We start from the raw sequence: 20,103 nt of genomic DNA, 5'->3' as shown, positions 1-20,103 counted from the left end.
CGGCTCGGGCGCCGGCTCAGGCGTGTTCGTCCGACAGCTTCCGCAGCGCGTCGCGGGCGGGTCCCAGCGCCCGTCCCTTGCGTGCCAGACCGCCCCAGGGATCCGACCGGGCCTGGTCGACGACGTTGGCGATGGTCCAGCGCCGTGCCGTGAGTCCGGGGTCGTCGAGCTGGTCCCAGGCGATCGGGGTGGCCACGGGGGCGCCGGGTTTCGCGCGCACCGTGTACGGGGCGACGGCTGTCTGCGCGTAGGCGTTGCGCTGCACGTCCAGGTACAGCCGGGTGCCCCGGTCCGCCTTGCGCGCGGCGGTGGTGAGCCGGTCGGGGTGGGCCGCCGCCAGGGTGTCGGCCGCCTTCTTGGCGAAGTCGTGGACGTCGTCGACGGTGGATCTGCCCCTGAGGACGGCCACCACGTGCAGACCGCGCGAGCCCGTGGTCATCGCCCCGGAGGCGAGACCGACGCGGTCGAGGAGTTCCCGCACCTGGCGGGCGGCCTCGCGGACCGCCTCGAAATCGTCCTCCCCGGACGGATCGAGGTCGAACACCACGCGGTCGGGGTGCCGGATGTCCGAAACCCTCGACTGCCAGCGGTGCAGGGTGACGGCCGCCTGGTCGGCGAGGTACACCAGCGTCGCCGTGTCCTCGCAGACCGGGTGCACGACACTGCCGCCCTCCTTGGGCACCTTCACGCGGTGCACCCAGTCCGGGAAGTATCCGGGGACGTTCTTCTGCATGACGCGGGAGCCGTCGAGACCGTCGGGAAGACGTTCCAGCATCAACGGGCGTCCGCGCAGGTGCGGCAGCATGTACGGGGCGATCTCCCGGTAGTAGGCGGTGAGATCCCCCTTGGTGATCGCGCCACCGGTTCCGCCGGCGGGCAGCAGCCTCTTGTCCTGCCGGTGCAGTGTCAGCGTGCGGCGGCCGATCCGCAGGGACTGGGACCCGGTCATCGGGCGGTACCTCCTTCCGTCAGTCTGCCGTCCGTCGGCGGGCCCGGGCCAGACAGTCGTCCGCCACCCGCTGGTCCAGCGCCGCACGGACGAGCGCCGCGGCCAGGCGTGCGGGGGAGGCGTCTCCCGCACCTCGGACGAGTGCGGCGGGCTCGTCCGGCAGCCCGAGGCGCTCGGCGCCCTGAAGGGCCTTCGCGTCCAGGAACGGCGCGTACTCGGGCCAGACGTCCTGCACCTCGCGCAGGAAGATGTCGGCGCCGGCCGGGCCGAGGCCCGGGGTGCGGCGCAGCAGGGCACGCAGCTCGTCGACGTCTCCGTCCGCACACTCCCGCACCGTCCGCAGATCCCCGCCGAAGTCGTCCAGCAACAGCCTTGCTCCGTCGCCGAGTTGGGTGGCGGTGCGTTCGTCGTAGCGGCGGTAGCCGCCCTTGCCCAGCGCGTCGACGCGCTGCTGCCACGTGGCGTCCGCCGTGCGGCGCGGGTCGCGCAGGCCGACGTCGTACAGCGCCCGCGCCGTCGCGACGGCGACCGAGGCGCGGATCCGGGCGCTCAGCAGGCTCGCCAGCACGAGCGTCCGGTACAGCGGCTGCGGCGTGTTCCTCAGCCGGATGCCCGCCTCGGCGGCGTAGGTACGGCCGTGCTCGCGCAGCAGGATCCGCAGCACGTTCTGCTTTCCGGTCATGTCTCCGCCCGCTCCCGGACCACGTCGGTGGGTTTCTTGTCGTCGCGCAGCCCCTGGTAGCGGGGGTGGCGCAGCAGGCCGTCACGCGTCCACTCGGAGAAGGCGACTTCTGCCACCAGGCGAGGCCGGGTCCAGAGGGCGGTGGGCTGGACGACGCGGCCGTCGAACGGCGAGGTGTCCACCCGCAGTTCGTCGAGCCTGTCTCTCAGCCCGGTCAGGGTCTTCTGGTCGAATCCGGTGCCGACCTTGCCCGCGTAGCGGAGCCGGCCGTCCTCGTAGTAGCCGATCAGCAGGGCGCCGATGCCCTTCCGGCTGCCGGTCGGCTCGGTGAAGCCGCCGACCACGAACTCCTGGCCCCGGGAGCACTTCAGCTTGAGCCAGGCGTCGGAGCGCCGCCCTCGGTAGGGACTGTCCGCACGATTGGCGATGAGCCCCTCCCAGCCCCGGGCGCAGGCGTCGGCGAGGAGCTCGCGACCGCCCTCGTTGCGGTGGGTGGTCAGCCGCAGGGGCGCGCGGAACGTCAACGCGTTCCGCAGGAGGGACTTACGAGTGCGCAGCGGCAGGCGCCGCAGGTCGGTGCCGTCGAGCCGCAGCAGGTCGAAGGCGTAGTACGTCACCGCGACGCCGCTCCGCGCCACGTCCGCGGGCCGGGTGAGCCCCATGCGCTGCTGGAGCCGTCCGAAGTCGGTGCGGCCGTGGGCGTACGCGACCATCTCGCCGTCGATCGTGAAGTCCGCGCAGTCCTGCGCGGCGAGGGCGTCGACGATCTCCGGGTAGGTGGCGTCGAGCTTCCGTCCGGAGCGGGAGCGCAGTGTCACCTTCCCGTTCTCGCGGACGGCGAGGACGCGGACGCCGTCGAGCTTCCGCTCGAAGATCCAGCCGGCGGGGAAGTCGCGGCGGTCGCTCAGGGTCGCCAGCATGGGGGACTCCGCCAGTTCGGTGCCGGGAGCGGCGGGGGAGAGGCGGCCTTCCCCAGGTGGGGCGGCAGTGTGTCCAGCAGTCCGGTCATCACCGCTCACCTCCTTCCGCCTCGGCGACCTGGCGCAGGGTGCGTCCGCTGCGGACCGACCGGGCGCGCCGCGGGTCGGGGGTGCCGTCGCCGTGGTGCCCGGATCCGGTGCGCACGAGCAGCCAGGTCGGCTTCGCGGAGGCGGCGCCGGACTTCTCCTCGCGACCGTGGAAGCGGGTGAGGGCGTACTGGCCGTGCAGCTTGTCGCCGTGCAGTTCGAAGGTGGCGTGCCCGCCGTCGAGCGCGTCGCCGAACGGCACCGGCCGGTCGTGTGCGTCGTGGCTGGTGGGCCGGTACGTACCGGCGTCCCAGACGATCACGGTGCCGCCGCCGTACTCACCCTCCGGGATCAGCCTTTCGAAGTCCTTGTACGACAAGGGATGGTCCTCGGTGGGGAGGGCGAGCCTCCTGTCCCGGGAGTCCGTGGAGGGCCCTTCGGGGATGGACCAGGACTTGAGCACCCCGTCGACCTCCAGGCGGAAGTCGAAGTGCAGGGTGCTCGCGTCGTGGATCTGGACGACGAACACGGGCCGGCTGGGCGCGTCGTCCGATCCGTCTGGCCCGCCCCGCCCGTCCGCACCCTCCTGCTCACCGTGCGGCTCCCGCGTGCGATCGAAGTTCCGTTTGTCGTGATAGGCCCGCAGGCCGTGCCGCGCGGGCTTGTCGTTCTTCTCACTCACGGTGAGAGCTCCTCCGTCCGGATCGCGAACGCCGGTACCCCCTGACGATCAACGGTCACACGCGTACGGGACCGGGGCACCCGCAGCGCCGCACGACCGCACCGGCGGGCGGGCCTACGAACTGGTGCGGGGCCCGGGCTCCTGCTGGTTGGCCTCGCGTACCGCCCGGTCGTTGCGTGCGCTTCCCCAGGACCGGATCCGGCGCGCGACCGGGTTCCGGGGCTCTCCGGCCTCGGCGCCCTGGCGCAGCGGGCTCCGGCCCGACGCGGACGGCAGCAGCCGCGCGACGACACCGCTGAGCCGGGTGGTGAGACCGGGAGCCACCCCGTGCGCGAGCTGGGCCGCCTTCGCCGGCGCGGTGAGCACCAGCCGGGCCCGCCGCTGGATCACCGCGTCCACGATCCTGCGGGCCGCCCGGTCCGCGTCCATCGACAGCAGCGGGGCGCCGGCGGCGGCGCTGAACCAGCCGAACTCGGCGCTCGCGTCGCCGCCGAACTCGGCCTGCCGGTGCGAGCCGGTCCGCATCAGCCCGGGATGGACCGCCGTGACGCTCACGCCCGACCCCGCCGCCTCCGCGTGCAGCCCCTCGGCGAGGGCCCCGACGGCGGCCTTGGCGCACGAGTACGGCAGCAGGTGCGGCACTCCGAGCAGCCCGCCGACGGAGCCGATCAGGCCCAGACGGCCACGGCTCTCACGCAGATACGGCAGCGCTTCGAGAGAGGTGTGCAGTGCGCCGTAGAACATCGTGTCCATGGCGTCGGCGAACTCGGCGGAGCCGACCGCCTCGACGGGTGCGACCTGGATGACACCGGCATTGGCGATCACGATGTCGAGACCGTCGCGCTCGCGAACCGCGCGCAGTACGCCGCGGACGGCGTCCCGGTCGCGCACGTCGCACACGGCCGCGTGCACGGTCGCCCCGGTCTCCTCGCGCAGCTGCGCCGCCGCACGCTCCAGCTCGTCGGCGTCACGGGCGGCGATGGTCACGGTGCACCCGCGCTCGGCGAGGTGCCGGGCGATGAACAGGCCCAGTCCCCGGGAACCACCGGTGACCAGGGCTCCCGGACCCCGGGCGCGGAACGGGAGACGGGTGCGGTGGGTCATGTCATCGCCTTTCACCAGGTGCACTCGGGCCGAAGCGGTACCGCGGACGCGTCCCGTGTGCCCACGGGCCGCTGACCGTAACGTCCCAGCTCACAGCTTTCGCCCCGGGATGTGGAGCGGCCGCCGTGCGGACACGGGTCAGCGTCCGACGGCCTTGGCCGGCTCCGCCCTGTCCATCGACGAGCGGCCCTTGTCGTTCTTGCGCCCGGCTTCCGCTCGGAGCGGGTCCTTGGTGCGTCCCTGCGCCCCCTGATGGGGCCGCTCGCCTCCGCGCTGCGAGGCCGACTTGGGGCCCTTGGCGGAGGTGCGGCTCGCAGTGCGGGGCTCGCCGCTGCGCGCCCGTTCCTTGCTGACGGTGCGCGCGGCGATCTCCTCGGCCCGCTCCGTGGACTCGCCACGCTTCTTCGCGCTCCCGACCGCCCCGGCGCTTCGGTCGGCGTCGGTGCGTTCGACGGCCTTGACCAGGCCCGGCGCCGCGATCCGTTTCAGGGCCTCCAGGTTCTTGCTCTGGTCGCGGAACCGAGTGGCGATGCGGTTGGGCCATGGGCGGCAGGGCCTCGACCATTTCCTCGAGGAGGGTGTGTCGCTCGCGCCCCTCGGAGGTGACGGCCAAGAGAAGGAAGGCGCGCCCCGTGTCCGGAGCGTCGTGGTGGGGGTGGCCGGTGGACAAGGAGGATCGCTCCCTCATCATCACTGTCGGCAAGGATGGCCAGGAGCCACGCTCAACACTCCGCCGGGGTGGCTCCGTACTCCTGGAAGCGGGCCTGTCGTCCCAAGCACACAGTGTGCGACTACCTCTCGACCCTACGAACGGACATCGCCCTCCGTACCCCGAGCGCGACGGGTCCGGTCGGCGTCAGGCGAGGTGCTCGCGGACGGCTGCCGTGACGGATGCCGTCTCCCGTCGCAGCTGGTCGGCGTCGATCGTGCCGCCGGGGATGAGCAGGAGGCCGTGCCGGGCGGCGCCCAGGGACTCGTGGGAGACGTCCGGGTCGACGCTCTCCCCGGGATCCTTGTCGCCGCACAAGGTCCGCACGGGATCCATGCTGACCGCGGCGACGGTGACGGCGACGCCTGCCTCGCGCAGCTGCCGCAGCGGCACGAGCAGTTCGTCCTGCTCGACGCCGTAGTTGGTGACGAGGGCCAGGACGCTGCGGCCCTCAAGCCGTTGGTCGGTTATGGGAAGAGCTTTCTCTGCCGCTCAGCGGTGCGGGTGGCCCTGGGCGGGGTCGTCGTTCGGAGTCTGCCAGCCGGTTCCGCGTTGCGCCTGGTCGTCGATGGGGCCGGGGTGGGCCGGGGGCGTGCTGATCCCGGCGCGGCGCGCGGTACGGCGCCGCCCCGCGACGAAGGCGATGACGAGGCCCAGGACGATGAGCACGCCGACGACGACGAGAATCACCCCGGGGCCGCCGGATGCGGCCAGAACATGAGCACTGTGAGTATGCATGGCGATCAAGTACCCGGTGACGCGCATGTCTCACAGCCTGGTCCTCCGTGCGGGAGGAAGAAGATCGCCGCGCACTGGCCCGGCATGCTCCGGGTGGCCGGGTCGCTCATCACCAACCAGGTACCTGTTGCAGATGTTCGGCCGTGAGGGGCACCCGGCCCCGCTGGGCGCGGCGGTCACCGAGTACGGGCGGACAGACAGGACCACGCACCTGCTCGCCCTGGTCGGCCCGGTGGACGACACCTACGCGTCCGAGGACGGCGATGACGAACAGTGAACCCGGCACCTTGGATAAGCGCGACTAACGGATTGCGCCACAAAGACTAAATGGAACTTTTCATTCCGGGCGAGCATGCTGGACCGCATGCAGCCGAGCCTCATATCTTCTCGCTTTCTCGCCCTGACCGGCACCGTCGTCCTGTGGGCCTCGGCCTTCCCCGCCATCCGGATCGGGGTGGACGGCCTGGGGGCGCTAGGCCTGTCGTTCCTGCGGATCGTGATCGCTGCTGTGGCCCTGCTGCTGGTGGCGCCGTTCGCGAAGGTCCGCGTACCCCGGTCCCGCGATCTGCCTCTGATCGCCTTGTGCGGGGCGACCGGCATCACCGCCTACCAGCTCCTGCTCAACTGGGGCGAGGTGAACGTGGCGGCCGGTACGGCGAGCCTGCTGATCGCGATCGTCCCCGTCTTCAGCGTGCTGCTGGGCAGCCTGTTCCTCCAGGAGCGGGTGAGCCGCAACACCGCCCTCGGCAGCGTCGTCGCGATCGCCGGCGCGGCGCTCGTCAGCCTGGCCAGGGGTGCTGGCGGGTTCACCGCCTCCGCCCTCGTCGTTCTGGCCGCCGCCGTGGTCCAAGGGGTGTACCACGTCGCCACCAAGCCCCTGCTGCGTCATTACACCGGCCTGGAGGTCGCCACCTACGCGATGGTCGCCGGCATGGTCCTCTCCCTGCCACTGGCCCCCGCCACCTGGCACGCGGCCCTGGAGGCGCCGGCCGACGCCCTGGCCTCCGCGCTCTACCTGGGCCTGCTTCCCTCCGCGCTCGGCTTCGTCATCTGGGCCTACGCCGTCGCCCGCCTGCCACTCGCCACCTCCACCGCCGCTCTGTACCTGGTCGCGCCGGTGGCCCTGGTCATCTCCTTCGTCTGGCTGGGCGAGGTGCCCCACCTCATCGAGCTGGCGGGCGGAGCGGTCAGCGTCGCGGGAGTGATCATGATCAACCGGCGCGGCCCGGCGCAGCGCCGCCGCGGAGAGCGGGCAGACGCCCCCGGCCGCCCAGCGGCCGACCAGCCCCTGACCGCACACGGCGAGGACGCCCGCCACGGTGAACCCGTCCCCAGCCCCGTCCCGATGAAGGAATAGACCGTGCTCGATGTACGACGCCTGCGGATCCTCCAGCACCTCGCCGCGTACGGGACCGTCGCGGCCACCGCGGAGGCTCTGCACCTGACTCCACCGGCGGTCTCCCAGCACCTCGCCGCCCTGCAAAAAGAGGCCGGCACACCGGTGGTGGAGAAGCAAGGACGCACCCTGCGGCTGACCGCGGCCGGGGAACTGCTGGTGGCTCACGCCGAGATCATCCTCACGGAACTCGCGGCAGCCGAGTCCGGCCTGGCCGCCCTGCGAAGCGGCCGGCGCGGCATCGTGCGGATCACCGCCTTCGCCTCCGCCGCCCGCGCCCTCGTCGCACCCCTGTGGCAACGACTGGCCGACAGCGGTCCCGACCCGGAACTGTCGTTGCGACTGTCCGTGCAGGAACCCGACCAAGCCCTCGACGAACTGCACAAGGGCTCCACCGATCTCGCCCTGGTCCACAGCTACACCGTGCTGCCACGCAGCTTCCCCGCCGCCTACGAGCAGGCCCTCCTCATGGAGGAACCGGTGCTGCTCGCCCTGCACCCCCGCCAGGCCGGCGAACTGGGTCTGCGGCCAGGCCAGCCGGTGGACCTGTCCCTCGCGGCAGACCTGCCCTGGCTCACCCCGGGCCCGGACACCTCCTGCTACGAGATGATCCAACGCGCCTGCGGCGCGGCCGGCTTCGTCCCGGACATCAGGACCCGCAGCAGCGACTTCGCCGTGCTGGCGGCCTTGGCCGCCGCAGGAGCGGGTGCCTCCCTCATCCCTCGCATGGCACTACCCGACACCACCGACTCCCTCAGCCTCCATCCCCTGCTCCACCCCGTCTCCCGGTCCATCTTCACCGTCAGCCGTGCAGGAACCGGCAAGCGCCCCGACCTGCGACGCGTACGAGAACTGCTCCACGACCCAGCCGCTACCCCCGACACCCAGCGACCCGCATGAACGGCCCTTCGCCCGAGCAGGAACAAACGTGACGACCCGCCGAGACCGGCGGCTGATCATGCGCGAGCTTCTGGGAAGTTCATCAGCACTGGCCATCCGGTCCGGTGATAGCGGCCGTCTTGATCCAGGTGTATCGCGAGAACAGCGACCGCACCCGGTCGTCGTCAGGGTGGTTCATCCCGTGCATGACACAGCCGTCGTCGGACACAAGTGCCGCTGAGGTGTCGCCTCCGGAGGACCGGCCGCTCTCGGTGCCGCGTCGGGCGTCCCAGCCCAGCCACAGTGGCTGACCTACCAGGGACGCGGGAACGTGCTCCTCAGTGACGGAGACCAGGAAATGGGCAGTGCGTGACGATGCGGTCACCACCTTCAGGCACACCTGCTTCTTGGACTCCCGCAGGAACATGCCGGCACCGAGGAAGGTCACACGCACGGCCATAGTGGTGCCACCCGGCCGGGAGAAGGAGCGGAGGCCGTAAGTGAGGGAAATGCCGACCAGGGAAAGGACCACGCCGGCGGCCCGGGCGACGCCGAGGACCCAGCGGACGGCGGCGCGCAAGGTGAAGCCTCCCAGAGCGGACCCCAGGCTGTCCTCGTCCCCGGCGACGGCGCCCAGTTCGGGCTGTGACGGTGCGTAGAGAGTCGACGTGTAGTAGCTGCGGCCGCGACTCGGATCGTTGAACTGGACGTCGCCGACCTTCTCCACCTGGACGCTTTCGGCGAAGAGCAGTACAAGTGCGGGCCGACAGCCGGGCTCTGGATTCGCGCTGCGAGGTCGACAGCGTTTCGGAGGTGCCCTTGAGGAGCAGGGCGAGCGGGTCGTGGACCCCGCCCCGCCCCGACGCACAACTCGCCGCCGCCGCTGCGGGAGAACCGAGTCCTGGCATGCCAGAGTCGGTTCGATGAGGATGAGAAGGACTACAGCGTGGGTGCGCAGGGCCGGGACGGTCGCGTCGGCCGTTCTGGTGATGGTGACCGGTGCCGTGGCGACGGCGGGACCGTCCGCCGCGGTGATCGGCGGGGGCCGGAGCACGTACGGGCCGTGGGCGGTCCGGATGTTCGTCGACGGCAAGCCCGAGTGCACCGGAACGGCGATCGCCCGGCAGTGGATCATCAGCGCGTCGCACTGCTTCTACGAGCAGGCCGAGCCCGTCGCCGACCGCCGGATCACCTTCCGCGTCGGCGCGCTCGACGTGCGCCGGGGGACCCTGGTGCGTCCTCTGCCGGGTAAGCGGGTGGGCAGTGCCGACGCCGACATGATGCTCGTCAAAGTGCCGCCGATGAACGTTCCCGTGGCGCGCCTGTCCACCGCTCCGGCCCGACCGGGCGCCGTGGTAAGGCAGTTGGGCTGGGGCGCCACCTGCACCGACGACGAGAACCGTTGCCAGTCGCCCGTGCTCAGAGAGGCGACGCTGCGCGTGCTCAAGCCCGCCGACCCGCGCTGCGAGGGGTACACCGTGCCCGGCGGCACCGACTTCTGCATGGGCAAGATCGTGGGCATCCCCGCCGGCGGCGATTCGGGCGGGCCCGTGATGAGCGTCGGGCCGCGCGGCACCCAGACCCTGCTCGGCGTCTTCTTCGGCTCCGACCGTGAGGCGACGGCCGGAGCCGGTGACGTCTCCCGGCAGTCGGCGTGGATCCGGTCGGTCATCCGGCACTGAGCCCCGTGGGCGGGCGGTGCGCTCAGCCGACGAGCCGCAGCCGCTCGGCACACACCCCGACCCGCACCGTCTGCCCCCAGGTCAGCTCGACCGCGTCGGCCTCCATGCCGTCGCCGAAGGCCACCAGCCGCTCCGACTCCACGGTCAGCGACAGCCGGGCCCGCGCGGTCAGTTCCCCCGCGCTCAGCCGTGTTCCGGTGACCGGCGACGGCCACGCCTCGCGGACGAACCACAGCAGCCGGTCGTCCGTCGGCCGGGGCAGCGCCCCGGCCCCGCCGCGCTCCTGCCACACCGACCGGATCCACCCCGTCGCCCCCGTCCCCGTACCGATGAGCACCCCCGAGGAGGCCTGGGCCTCGACGACACCCCTGTCGTCGTCGAAGCCCAGGCGGTACCGGGCGGTGCGGTGGCCGGCCGCACCGACATAGATCTCGTTGAGCGCCACCAGCCGCTGCGCGTCGTCGGTGACCGCCTCCACCATGGTCAGCTCGTCGACGCCGCGCCCCTCGTCCAGCGCGGCGGGCAGCAGCCGGGCGACGTCCGCCGAGCGGTGGCGCACCAGCACCCCCGGATTGCGCCCCGGGTCCGTGTCGACGCCGATGACCGGCCGGTCGCCGACGTACTGGGCGACGTTCGCCACCAGCCCGTCCTGTCCGACCACGACCACCACGTCCTGCGGCGCGAACAGGAACCGGTCCAGATCCGCGCGCTCCACCTGCGCCCGCCGCCAGCTCAGCGGCACGGCGGCGGCCGCCTCGGTCAGCGCGCGCTGCGCCCGCCGGTGCCGCTCCGCCACCTCCGCGATGTCACGGCCTCGGGACGAGAGGAAGAACGCCGCCTGCCCGTGTGTCCCGTGGTGCGCCACCAACTCCTCGTACTCGCTGGTGCGATGGACCAGGACGGCCCGGGGCGCGAGGCTCATTCCGACTGCCCGCCGTCCGCGCCGAACCGCGCGAGGAGACCGGTGAGCACATCGGGGGAGACGGTCACGCTCTCGATCCGCGGCAGGTTCTCGGCCAGCCGCGTGCCGGTCAGCGCGCGCAGCGTCGCGACGTCCGTCTCGCCGTGCACCCGCAGCCAGGCGGCCTGCGCCTGGGCCCGCGCCTCACCGGCCTCGCGGGCGGCCTCCGCCTCCGCGCGGGCCAGGCGGATCCTGCGGTCGGCCTCGGCCTGGACGCGTACGGCGTCGGCGGCCGCCTGCTCCTCGGCCTCCCGCCGGGTGTTGGCACCGCGCTGCTCGACCAACTGCTCCTCCCTGCGGGCCAGTTCGATCTGACTGGCCAGCTCGTTCTCCGCGATGGTGCGTTCCCGTTCGACGGCGACCGCGCGCCGTTCGTACGTCGCCTTGTCCGCCTCCTGCTGGATGCGCTCGCGGGCCGGGGTGCGCAGCGCGCGCTCCACCTCGGGCTCGGGACGCAGCGCCATCACCCGCACCGCGACCACGGAGATGCCGGTGGCGGGCAGCCGCGGTTCCTCGCGCAGTCCCGTCGCGACGGCCTCACGGACCGCGGGCACCCCGTCGGCGAGCGCGGACGCCAGCGTGGTGCGGACCAGCACGTCGAGCGCGTGCTGCTGCGCGGTCTCCGTCAGGAGCGTCGCCAGCTGTTCCAGCGGGGCGCCGCGCCAGATGCCGGAGTCGGGGTCGATGGAGAAGTCCAGGTGCTCGGCCGCGACCGCGGGGTCCCCGATCCGGTACGTCACCGTGGCCTGCACCGCCACGTCCTGGAAGTCGGCGGTTCTGGCGTGGAACGTCATCGCCAACTCACGGTCGTCCACCGGAACTTCGGAGATGGCGGCGGACAGCGGGCGGAACCAGAAGCTCAGGCCGGCACCGTCATGGGCCAGCTGCCCCGAGCGGTGGTGGCGTACGTGGGCGGTGGGTGCGGAACGCAGGTGGCGCCAGCCGAACCGCTTGGTGATGTCTGCCATGACGAAGCCCTCCCCTTAGAGTCACTCTGACTTTAAATGGGGAGTCGCATGTCGTCAAGCAGACGAGAAAAGGAAGAGGGATGGAGGAGAGAGGTGGAGTCGCTACAGCTTCACCTCCGTACGGCCGCCCAGCGTCGATTCGCGCGCCAGGAGCGCGTGCGGGGCTGTGTGGACCTCGAACGGGAGCGGTTCCTCGGCCTTGATCCGGGCGGCGAGACACCGCACGGCCAAGGAGGCGATGGCCGCCTTGTCGGGGACGACGGAGGTCAGGGACGGAGTGCAGTACGCGGCCTCCTGCGATCCGTCGACACCGGCCAGGGCGATGTCCTCCGGAATCCTCAACCCCGCCTCGAAAGCGCCGCGTTGAGCGCCGATGGCGAGGGTGTCGCTGAAGCAGAAGACGGCGTCGGGGCGGGCGGCGGGCGGCAGCGCGAGCAGGGCGCGCATCGCGGCGAGGCCGTTGGGCCGGTCGAACTCGCCGATCGTGGGCGCCAGCCGGGGATCGAAGGACAGGCCGGCCTCGTGCAGCGCCGTCTGATAGCCCGTCAGGCGCTGGCGGCTCGTCGCCGATCCCTTGCGGTCCACGCCGATCACGGCGATCCGGGTGCGGCCCAGACCGGCCAGATGGGCCGTCGCGTCCCGGGCGGCGCCCGCGTTGTCGATCAGGACGTGGTCCGCGCCGACGCGCTCGGCCTCGTAGCTGCGCTCACCGAGCAGGACCAGGGGCACCTCGCTGGCCACCGGGGCCAGTTCGGTCGCCGAGACGTGCAGCGGTGACAGGATCACGCCGTCGAGCAGTGACGCGCTCACTCCCGTGGCGAGGCGCAGCTCCTCCGCCGGATCCCCGAGCGTCTCCTCGATGAGGACGGTCAGGCCGAGCGCCGTCGCCTCGGTACGTACGTGGTGGGCGAGTTCGGCGAAGTAGGGCGTCGTCAGCTGCGGCACGGCCAGCGCGATCAGCCCGCTGCGCCCGGTGCGCAGCCGTCGGGCCGAGGGGTTGGGGCGGTACCCCAGGTCGCGGACGGCCCGCAGTACCCGCTCCCGCGTCGCCGGAGCCACCTTCGGTGCCTCGCGTACAACGTTGGAAGCCGTCTTGATGGAGACTCCCGCGAGTTCCGCCACGTCCTTGAGTGTCACTGCTCGCACAAACCCGTCCCCTTCCTGGAGTTTTCCAGATTATGCATGCTCACAGGGGAGTTGTGACGGTGCGGCGGTGGCGTGAAGTCGATTCCGTCCGGAGGGTTGACCCTGTGGAGACATGGCGGTTACAACGTTGGAACGCAGAGATGGCAAGCGCTTGCTGTCGGGTCGCTCGCCCGCGTTCATTCCCCCCGCCTGTCCGACGAGAGGGTCCGTCATGTCCCCGCAAGGTCCGAAGACTCCGCTGCGCACGGCCGTGGTCGGCGCCGGCGGGATCGCCCGCGGCAGCCACCTGCCCGCGCTGCGCACGCTCGCCGAGGAGGGCGAGACGGAGATCGTGGCCGCCGTCGACGTCGACGGCGCGGCGGTGCGCACCCTGGCCGAGGAGTTCGCGATCCCGTACGCGTCGACGGATCTCGACGCGATGCTCGCCGAGGTCCGTCCCGACCTCGTGGTGCTGTGCACCCCGCCGGCCGTGCACCGCGAGCAGTCCGTGGCCGCGCTGAAGGCCGGCGCGTGGGTGTGGTGCGAGAAGCCGCCGTGCCCCTCGCTGGCGGACTACGACGCCGTCGAGGCGGTCGAGGCGGGCGCCGACAGCGCGCCGTACGCCTCGATCGTCTTCCAGCACCGCTTCGGCTCCGGCGCGGCGCACGTGCGCCGGCTGCTGCGCGAAGGCGCCTTCGGACAGCCGCTCGTGGCGCACTGCCAGACCACCTGGTACCGGGACACCGCCTACTACGCGGTGCCCTGGCGCGGCCGGTGGGCCACCGAGGGCGGCGGCCCGGCCATGGGGCACGGCATCCACCAGACCGACCTGCTGCTCGACCTGATGGGCCCCTGGTCCGAGGTGCGCGGCATGGCGGCGCGGCTCGTGCACGACGTGGAGACCGAGGACGTCTCGACCGCCCAGGTCCGCTTCGCCGACGGCGCCGTCGCCACGGTCGTCAACAGCGTGCTCAGCCCGGACGAGGTCAGCCGCATCCGGATCGACTGCGAGCGCGCGACGATCGAACTCACCCACCTGTACGGGTACCGCAACGCGGACTGGCGCATCACCCCCGCCCCCGGCGTCGGCGACGAGGAGGCGGCGGCCTGGCAGGACTTCGGCGCCGACGAGCCCAGCTCGCACCTGGCCCAACTCCGCGCCCTGGCGGCCGACATCAGGGCCGGCCGGCGCCACCCGACCAGCGGCGAGGGCGGCCGCCGCACGCTGGAGTTCATCACCGCCCTGTACAAGTCCGCGTTCACCGACACCACGGTCCGCGCCGGTGACATCGGCCCCGGCGACCCCTTCTACACCGCCCTGCACGGCGACGCCCCCGGCTGGGCACCCGCCGACGCCGCCACGGACAACGCCCCCACGAACGACGCCCCCACGGAAGAGGCCCAGGCATGACGCTCGCACTCACGCACGCCCACGGCGACCGCATCACCGTGGCCCACGAACCCACCGGCACCGAGCTGTTCGCCTACGTGTACCGCCCGGAAGCCGCCTGGGAAGCACCCAAGCCCTACCTCCACCCGATCCGCACCCTGTCCGGCGCCGTGGTCACCGACTACCGCCCCAACGACCACCGCTGGCACAAGGGGCTCCAGCTCACCGCCTCCCACCTGTCGGGCCAGAACCTGTGGGGCGGCAACACCTACGTCCACGGCGAGGGCTACCTCCCGCTGCCCGAGAAGATCGGCTCGATGGCGCACGTCTCCTTCGACGAGGTCTCCGCCACCGGCGACCGGGCCGTCATCGCCGAACGCCTCACCTGGCACCCGTACGACGGCGAGCTGTGGGCCGACGAGGAGCGCCGACTGGAGGTGTCGCACCTCGACGCGGCGGCCGGCAGCTGGTCGCTGACCTGGACCTCCGCCGTCACCAACCGCCGTGCCGAACCGCTGCGCTTCGGCAGCCCCACCACCCACGGCCGACCCGCCGCCGGGTACACCGGCCTGTTCTGGCGCGGCCCCCGCGCCTTCCGCGACGGCCGAGTGTTCAGCGCCGAGGCGGACGGCGGCGAGCTGATGGGCACGCAGGCCTCCTGGCTGGCGTACGTCGGTGAGCACGACGGGCGCGACGGGCACGCGACGCTGGTCTTCGAGCACGCGGCGGCCAACGACCACGCGGGCGAGAAGGGGACGCACCCGGCGCACTGGTTCGTGCGCAGCGACCCGTTCGCGGCGGTCGCCCCCTCCTGGGCGTTCCACGACGAGCTGGTCCTCGCCCCCGGCGACACGCTCACCCGCTCCTACCGGGTCACCGTCGCCGACGGCGCCTGGGACCGCGAGCGGGTCGCCGCGCAGGTCGAGGGGGCCGCGTGATGAGCGCCGCGTACGACGGCTTCCCCGGGGCGGTCGGTGTCTCCCGGCTGAAGGTCTACGACTGGCCGACCGTCGAGGGCCTGCCCGGCGGCGGCACCCCGCACCTCCACCTCGCGTGCAGCGAGGGGTACGTGGTCACCGGCGGGCGCGGAAGGGTGCAGACCCTGACCCTCTCCGGGTACGAGGAGACACCCCTGGAGGCGGGCGTCGTCGCCTGGTTCACCCCCGGCACGATCCACCGCCTCGTCAACGACGGGGAGTTGGAGATCACCGTCGTGATGCAGAACAGCGGTCTGCCCGAGGCGGGCGACGCGGTGCTGACCCTCCCGCAGGACCTGCTCACCGACCCCGACACCTACGCGGACGCCGTCCGCATCCCGGGCGACGTCCCCGAGGCCGAACAGGCGGAGGTCGCGCGGGCCCGCCGGGACCTGGCGACCCGCCGCTTCCTCGCACTGCGCACGGCCACCGAACAGGGCGACCTCGCGCCCCTGGAGGCGTTCCAGCGGGCCGCCGCAGCGCTGATCCGCCCGCGTCTCGACGCCTTCGAGCAGCGCTGGCGCGACGGCGCGCAGGCCGCCGCGTCCGCCACCGGATCCCAGCTGGCGGCGCTGCGCGAAGGCCGCGCCGACCACCTGGCGCACGCCGCCGTCACGGCCACCGGGCCCACCGCACGCGGCCGGTTCGGCATGTGCGGCCGGCTCGACGTCTATCCCGGCATCTGAGGCACGGCCCACGGGCGCCGCTCCTTCCCGACCTTCCCGAACCGGAACCCGAGCCCGATCCGGAGCCCGAACCCGAGCCGGAACCCGAGCCCAACGCGTACGCGAACCCGAGCCCAACCACGTACCCGAACCCGCACCCGAGCCGGAACCCGAGCCCGACCCGGAGTCCAACCACGTACCCGAGCCCGAACCCGAATCCGAGCCGTTATCCGCACCCGCCCCGCCCCCGCCACCCACCAGGAGGGCCCCCATGCCCGAGCCCCCGAGCCGCCGTCTGCCGCGCCGGGCCGTCCTCGCCACGGCCGCCGTCGCACTCAGCACCGCCCTGACCGGCACGCTCTCCGCCTGCTCCAGCGCGAACGGCGACGCGTCGCACGGCGTCACGCTCACCTTCACCTGGTGGGGCAACGACGACCGGGCCGCCCGCACCGTGAGGGCCGTACGGCTCTTCGAGAAGGAACACCCCGGCGTCACCGTGCGCACGTCCTCCGGCGACTTCGGCGCCTACATGCAGAAGCTCGCCACTCAGGCGGCCGGCGGCGGCATCCCGGACGTCGCGCAGCTCGACTACCGACAGATCTCCCAGTACGCGGGCGGCGACGCCCTGCTCCCGCTCGACAAGGCGGTCGGCGACGACACGATCCGTACGTCCGAGATGGACAAGGAGCTGGTGCGCACCGGCACCTTCGGCGGCACGCAGTACGCCATGCCGATGGGCCGCGGCATCACCGGCTACGCGTACGACTCCAAGATCTACGAGAAGGCGGGCGTCCCCGCGCCCGAACCGGACTGGACCTGGCAGGAGTTCGCCGAGGCCAACAAGAAGATCGCCGCGCTCGGCCTGAAGTCCCCGGACGGACGGCACGTCGCCGGGTCCAACGACGGCGGCACGAACGAGGACGTCTTCGAGGACTGGCTGCGCGGCCGCGGCGGCAAGCTCTACGCGAGCCAGACCCGGCTCGGCTTCACCGAGGACGACCTCACCGCGTTCTGGACGTACTTCGACGACCAGCGCAGGCACGGCGCCGTCGCCGCGGCCGAGGACACCGTGCAGGCCGACAGCACCGAGTGGACGCCCATCGGACGCGGCCTCGCCGCCGCCGACTTCACCTGGGACGCCACCTTCCCCGGGTATCCGGCGCTCCTCGGCGACCAGGTGCGTCTCGCGCCGGTGCCGACCACCGACGGCCGCGCCGGCAACTACTTCAAGCCGTCCATGCTGCTCGGCGTCGGCGCCCACACCTCCCACCCGAAGGAGGCGACCGAACTGGTCGACTTCCTCCTCAACGACAAGCGGGCCGGCGACATCCTCGGCTTCACCCGCTCCACCCCGCCCAACCGCACGATCGCCGCCCGCGTCGCCAAGACCCTCAAGGGCCCCGAACTGGCCATCTACCGCTACGGACAGACGATGGAGAAGTACGGCGTCGACGCCCCGCCCAGCGCGCCGCCCCGCGGGGACGTCGCGATCCAGACCGCCTTCAACCGCAACTACCAGCGCGTGATGTACGACCGGGCCTCACCGCGCGAGGCGGCCCGTGAGTTCATCGACGAGGCGAACCGGGAGCTGAGGTCATGACAACGATGTCGACCGACATGCCCGCGCGCACCGAACAGACCGAGGATCCCCGCCCGAAGAGCGCCCGGCGCCGCCGCCGGGAACAGCAGTGGCCCGCCTACGTGTTCCTGTCGCCCTGGATGATCGGCGCCGTGGTGCTGACCCTCGTGCCGATGGCGGTCTCGCTGTACCTGTCCTTCACGGACTACAACCTGTTCGACCCGCCGCACTGGGTGGGCCTGCGCAACTACACCGAGATGCTCACCGAGGACCCCCGCTACTGGCGCTCGGTCGGCACCACCCTGCTGTACGTCGTGATCGCCGTCCCGCTCAAACTGGGCCTCGCGCTCGGCGCGGCGATGCTCCTGAAGAACCTCGGCCGCGGCCGTGCCTTCTACCGCTCCGCCTTCTACGCGCCCTCGCTGCTCGGCGCGAGCATGTCGATCGCCCTGGTGTGGCGCGCCCTCTACAACGACGGCGGCACGATCCCGCACCTGCTCGACTCGATCGGCATCCACACCGGCGGCTGGGTCGGCAACCCCGACCTCGCCATGTACGTCGTGGTCGGCCTGACGGCCTGGCAGTTCGGCGCCCCGATGGTGATCTTCCTCGCGGGACTCCAGCAGATATCGCCCGACCTCTACGAGGCCGCCGCCCTCGACGGCGCGGGCCGCCGGCGGCAGTTCGTCTCCGTCACCGTGCCGATGCTGTCCCCGGTGGTCTTCTTCAACCTGGTCCTGGAGATGATCCAGTCCTTCCAGGTGTTCACCCCCGCCTTCGTTGTCAGCAACGGCACCGGGCGCCCCGCCGACTCCACGAACTTCTACACGCTGTACCTGTACGAGCGCGGCTTCACCGCCTCCCACATGGGCTACGCGGCGGCGATGGCCTGGCTCCTGCTGATCGCCGTCGGCGTCATCACCCTGATCCTGTTCCGGACCTCCCGGTCCTGGGTCTTCTACGCGGACGAGGAGGGGCGATGAGTACCGTCGCGGCCGAGAACGGAACGGCCGGGAAGCGCGGCGCCAGGCGCTGGCTGCCCCACACGATCGCCCTCCTGTCCCTGCTGGTGATCCTCTACCCGCTGGCCTGGCTGCTCGCGACCTCCCTCAAGCCGGCCGACGAGGTGGTCACCAGCCTCGACCTGTGGCCCAGCCACCTGGAATGGTCCAACTACACGACCGCCCTCGACGGGGTCTCCGGCGTCAGCGTGACCCGGCTGCTCGGCAACTCACTGCTGATCGCCGTCGGCGCGGTCGTCGGCAACGTCGTGTCCTGCTCGCTCGCCGCCTACGCCTTCGCCCGGCTGCGGTTCCGGATGCGCGGGCCGATGTTCGGCTTCATGGTGGCGACGCTGATGCTGCCCCACCACGTCGTGCTGATCCCGCAGTACATCATCTTCAACCGGCTCGGCCTGGTGGACACCTACTGGCCGCTGATCCTGCCGAAGTTCCTCGCCACCGAGGCGTTCTTCGTCTTCCTCATCGTCCAGTTCATGCGCGGACTGCCCCGCGAACTGGAGGAGTCGGCGCGCATTGACGGCTGCGGCGCCTTCCGCACGTACTGGGCCATCACCCTGCCGTTGAGCCGCCCGGCCCTGATCACCACGGCCATCTTCACCTTCATCTGGACGTGGAACGACTTCTTCACGCAGATGATCTACCTGTTCGCGCCGGAGAAGTTCACCATCACCCTGGCGCTGCGCAGCTTCGTCGACCAGTCGAGCACCTCGGCGTACGGGCCCATGTTCGCCATGTCGGTGATCTCGGTGCTGCCCATCGTGCTCTTCTTCTTCGTCTTCCAGCGCTACCTGGTACAGGGCATGGCGACCTCCGGACTGAAGGGCTGAACCGGCATGGCAAGGACAGTCACCGCACCGCCGCGGCGCCGGGAGCCCGGCGAGGTCTTCGGCGCCGGGTTCACGATGTTCGCCGACATGCTCCTGATGGGGCTGCTCACCACCCTCGCCTGTCTGCCGGTGGTCACCGCCCCGGCCGCGTTCGCCGCCGCCTCGGGCACGCTGCGGCGGGCCGCCGAGACGGGGACCCCGGCCGACCTCGGCGGATTCGTCCGCCGGCTGCGCGCCCGTACGACCGTGCGCTCCCTCGCCGCCGGGCTGCTGCTGCCGCTCGTCGCCGTGGTGGTCCTCGTCGACGCGGCCCTGCTCCGCGGCGACCTGCCCGGAGCCGCCGTCATGGCCCCCGCGCTCGTCCTGCTCACCCTCGGCGCCGCGGTCACCGCCCTGCGCTGCACCGCCCTGCCGGAGAACAACCAACTCTCCCTGCGCGCGGGCCTGTTGCGTACTCTCGGTGACGCCCGGGGGAGTGCCCTGCTGCTCGCCGCGGTGATCCTCGCCGGACTGCTGATGTGGTCCACGCCGCTGCTGGTCCCGCTCCTGCCCGGACCACTGGCCTTCGCCGCCACCGTCGTGGACCTGCGCGCGGACGACTGAACGATCCCCGGACGACCGCACCGGGTTTCCCCGGTGCCTCCCCGTCCACCTCGACGCGGCCGGTCACCCCTGCCCGAAGCTCGTCCGGAATCACTTCCGTCCCATGCGTTGACGTACGTACACGCGGACGCCGACCATGGGGCGGCCCCAGCTGACAA

At 72.0% G+C, this 20,103-nt stretch carries 22 protein-coding genes and 1 pseudogene; 11 read left to right on the top strand and 12 right to left on the bottom strand.

Annotation, left to right across the window (positions count from 1 at the left end; translation table 11 throughout):
* Positions 1-16: 16 nt before the first annotated feature.
* From ligD (ABII15_RS02940) to ABII15_RS02905, 8 genes are all read right to left on the bottom strand, one after another.
* Entirely contained in the window at positions 17-949 is a 933-nt protein-coding gene (ligD, locus tag ABII15_RS02940) for a non-homologous end-joining DNA ligase (RefSeq protein WP_353940662.1), read from the bottom strand.
* Positions 950-968: 19 nt separating this feature from the next.
* Positions 969-1,631 (bottom strand): endonuclease, encoded by a 663-nt coding sequence (locus ABII15_RS02935; protein WP_353940661.1) that lies wholly within the window; start codon positions 1,629-1,631, stop codon positions 969-971.
* Positions 1,628-2,551 carry a non-homologous end-joining DNA ligase gene (ligD, locus tag ABII15_RS02930; protein WP_353940660.1) on the bottom strand — a complete coding sequence of 308 codons (924 nt, stop codon included), beginning with the start codon at positions 2,549-2,551 and terminating at the stop codon, positions 1,628-1,630. The genes ABII15_RS02935 and ligD (ABII15_RS02930) overlap by 4 nt, the downstream gene beginning before the upstream one ends.
* An 88-nt stretch (positions 2,552-2,639) precedes the next feature.
* Positions 2,640-3,320 (bottom strand): DNA polymerase ligase N-terminal domain-containing protein, encoded by a 681-nt coding sequence (locus ABII15_RS02925; protein WP_353940659.1) that lies wholly within the window; start codon positions 3,318-3,320, stop codon positions 2,640-2,642.
* 114 nt (positions 3,321-3,434) lie between these two features.
* The gene (locus ABII15_RS02920; protein WP_353940658.1) at positions 3,435-4,424 is read right to left on the bottom strand and encodes an SDR family NAD(P)-dependent oxidoreductase; all 990 of its coding nucleotides are present in this window, start codon (positions 4,422-4,424) and stop codon (positions 3,435-3,437) included.
* A 138-nt stretch (positions 4,425-4,562) separates the two neighbouring features.
* Entirely contained in the window at positions 4,563-4,889 is a 327-nt protein-coding gene (locus tag ABII15_RS02915; RefSeq protein WP_353946945.1) for a plasmid stabilization protein, read from the bottom strand.
* A gap of 391 nt (positions 4,890-5,280) precedes the next feature.
* Positions 5,281-5,571 (bottom strand): DJ-1/PfpI family protein, encoded by a 291-nt coding sequence (locus tag ABII15_RS02910; RefSeq protein ID WP_353946944.1) that lies wholly within the window; start codon positions 5,569-5,571, stop codon positions 5,281-5,283.
* A gap of 54 nt (positions 5,572-5,625) precedes the next feature.
* Positions 5,626-5,898 carry a DUF6479 family protein gene (locus ABII15_RS02905; RefSeq protein ID WP_353940657.1) on the bottom strand — a complete coding sequence of 91 codons (273 nt, stop codon included), beginning with the start codon at positions 5,896-5,898 and terminating at the stop codon, positions 5,626-5,628.
* 33 nt (positions 5,899-5,931) lie between these two features.
* On the opposite strand from ABII15_RS02905, the pseudogene ABII15_RS02900 reads away from it, so the two are divergent.
* From ABII15_RS02900 to ABII15_RS02890, 3 genes and pseudogenes are all read left to right on the top strand, one after another.
* Positions 5,932-6,118 (top strand): annotated as a pseudogene (locus ABII15_RS02900) (Tn3 family transposase); the annotation flags it as partial.
* A 117-nt stretch (positions 6,119-6,235) separates the two neighbouring features.
* Positions 6,236-7,228 carry an EamA family transporter gene (locus tag ABII15_RS02895; protein WP_353940656.1) on the top strand — a complete coding sequence of 331 codons (993 nt, stop codon included), beginning with the start codon at positions 6,236-6,238 and terminating at the stop codon, positions 7,226-7,228.
* A 3-nt stretch (positions 7,229-7,231) separates the two neighbouring features.
* Positions 7,232-8,167, top strand: coding sequence for a LysR family transcriptional regulator (locus ABII15_RS02890; RefSeq protein ID WP_353940655.1), 936 nt, complete (start codon positions 7,232-7,234; stop codon positions 8,165-8,167).
* Between the two features lie 82 nt (positions 8,168-8,249).
* Here ABII15_RS02890 and ABII15_RS02885 read toward each other — a convergent pair whose 3' ends face one another.
* A complete protein-coding gene (locus ABII15_RS02885) occupies positions 8,250-8,873 on the bottom strand; it encodes a hypothetical protein (RefSeq protein ID WP_353940654.1) in 624 nt (207 codons plus the stop codon).
* Positions 8,874-9,135: 262 nt separating this feature from the next.
* Between ABII15_RS02885 and ABII15_RS02880 the strand changes: the two genes are divergently transcribed.
* The gene (locus ABII15_RS02880) at positions 9,136-9,828 is read left to right on the top strand and encodes a trypsin-like serine protease (protein ID WP_353946943.1); all 693 of its coding nucleotides are present in this window, start codon (positions 9,136-9,138) and stop codon (positions 9,826-9,828) included.
* 22 nt (positions 9,829-9,850) lie between these two features.
* On the opposite strand, the gene ABII15_RS02875 is transcribed toward ABII15_RS02880, so the two are convergent.
* The 3 genes from ABII15_RS02875 to ABII15_RS02865 all read right to left on the bottom strand — a co-directional run bounded on the left by ABII15_RS02875 (position 9,851) and on the right by ABII15_RS02865 (position 12,903).
* Positions 9,851-10,750, bottom strand: a complete 900-nt coding sequence (locus ABII15_RS02875; protein ID WP_353940653.1) for a hypothetical protein — start codon at positions 10,748-10,750, stop codon at positions 9,851-9,853.
* Complete coding sequence (locus tag ABII15_RS02870) at positions 10,747-11,757, bottom strand: SPFH domain-containing protein (RefSeq protein ID WP_353940652.1); 1,011 nt, start codon at positions 11,755-11,757, stop codon at positions 10,747-10,749. Before ABII15_RS02870 ends, ABII15_RS02875 begins: the two co-directional genes overlap by 4 nt.
* A gap of 102 nt (positions 11,758-11,859) precedes the next feature.
* The gene (locus ABII15_RS02865) at positions 11,860-12,903 is read right to left on the bottom strand and encodes a LacI family DNA-binding transcriptional regulator (protein WP_353940651.1); all 1,044 of its coding nucleotides are present in this window, start codon (positions 12,901-12,903) and stop codon (positions 11,860-11,862) included.
* Positions 12,904-13,114: 211 nt separating this feature from the next.
* Here ABII15_RS02865 and ABII15_RS02860 point away from each other — a divergent pair, with 211 nt between their 5' ends.
* The 7 genes from ABII15_RS02860 (at position 13,115) to ABII15_RS02830 (ending at position 19,945) form a co-directional block, all read left to right on the top strand.
* Positions 13,115-14,293, top strand: coding sequence for a Gfo/Idh/MocA family oxidoreductase (locus ABII15_RS02860; RefSeq protein WP_353940650.1), 1,179 nt, complete (start codon positions 13,115-13,117; stop codon positions 14,291-14,293).
* A complete protein-coding gene (locus ABII15_RS02855; protein WP_353940649.1) occupies positions 14,290-15,210 on the top strand; it encodes a PmoA family protein in 921 nt (306 codons plus the stop codon). Before ABII15_RS02860 ends, ABII15_RS02855 begins: the two co-directional genes overlap by 4 nt.
* Positions 15,210-15,935, top strand: a complete 726-nt coding sequence (locus ABII15_RS02850) for a cupin (RefSeq protein ID WP_353940648.1) — start codon at positions 15,210-15,212, stop codon at positions 15,933-15,935. Before ABII15_RS02855 ends, ABII15_RS02850 begins: the two co-directional genes overlap by 1 nt.
* Before the next feature lie 250 nt (positions 15,936-16,185).
* Entirely contained in the window at positions 16,186-17,514 is a 1,329-nt protein-coding gene (locus tag ABII15_RS02845) for an ABC transporter substrate-binding protein (protein ID WP_353940647.1), read from the top strand.
* Positions 17,511-18,476 carry a sugar ABC transporter permease gene (locus tag ABII15_RS02840; RefSeq protein WP_353940646.1) on the top strand — a complete coding sequence of 322 codons (966 nt, stop codon included), beginning with the start codon at positions 17,511-17,513 and terminating at the stop codon, positions 18,474-18,476. Before ABII15_RS02845 ends, ABII15_RS02840 begins: the two co-directional genes overlap by 4 nt.
* On the top strand, positions 18,473-19,342 hold the full coding sequence (locus ABII15_RS02835) for a carbohydrate ABC transporter permease (RefSeq protein ID WP_353940645.1): 870 nt from the start codon (positions 18,473-18,475) through the stop codon (positions 19,340-19,342). Before ABII15_RS02840 ends, ABII15_RS02835 begins: the two co-directional genes overlap by 4 nt.
* 6 nt (positions 19,343-19,348) lie before the next feature.
* Positions 19,349-19,945 (top strand): hypothetical protein, encoded by a 597-nt coding sequence (locus ABII15_RS02830; RefSeq protein ID WP_353940644.1) that lies wholly within the window; start codon positions 19,349-19,351, stop codon positions 19,943-19,945.
* Positions 19,946-20,103 lie beyond the last annotated feature (158 nt).

Origin of the sequence: Streptomyces sp. HUAS MG91 (assembly GCF_040529335.1) — a bacterium.
Classification (GTDB): domain Bacteria; phylum Actinomycetota; class Actinomycetes; order Streptomycetales; family Streptomycetaceae; genus Streptomyces; species Streptomyces tabacisoli.
The sequence above is the reverse complement of the archived record's forward strand: the minus strand, read 5'-3'. Positions and strand labels throughout refer to the sequence as shown.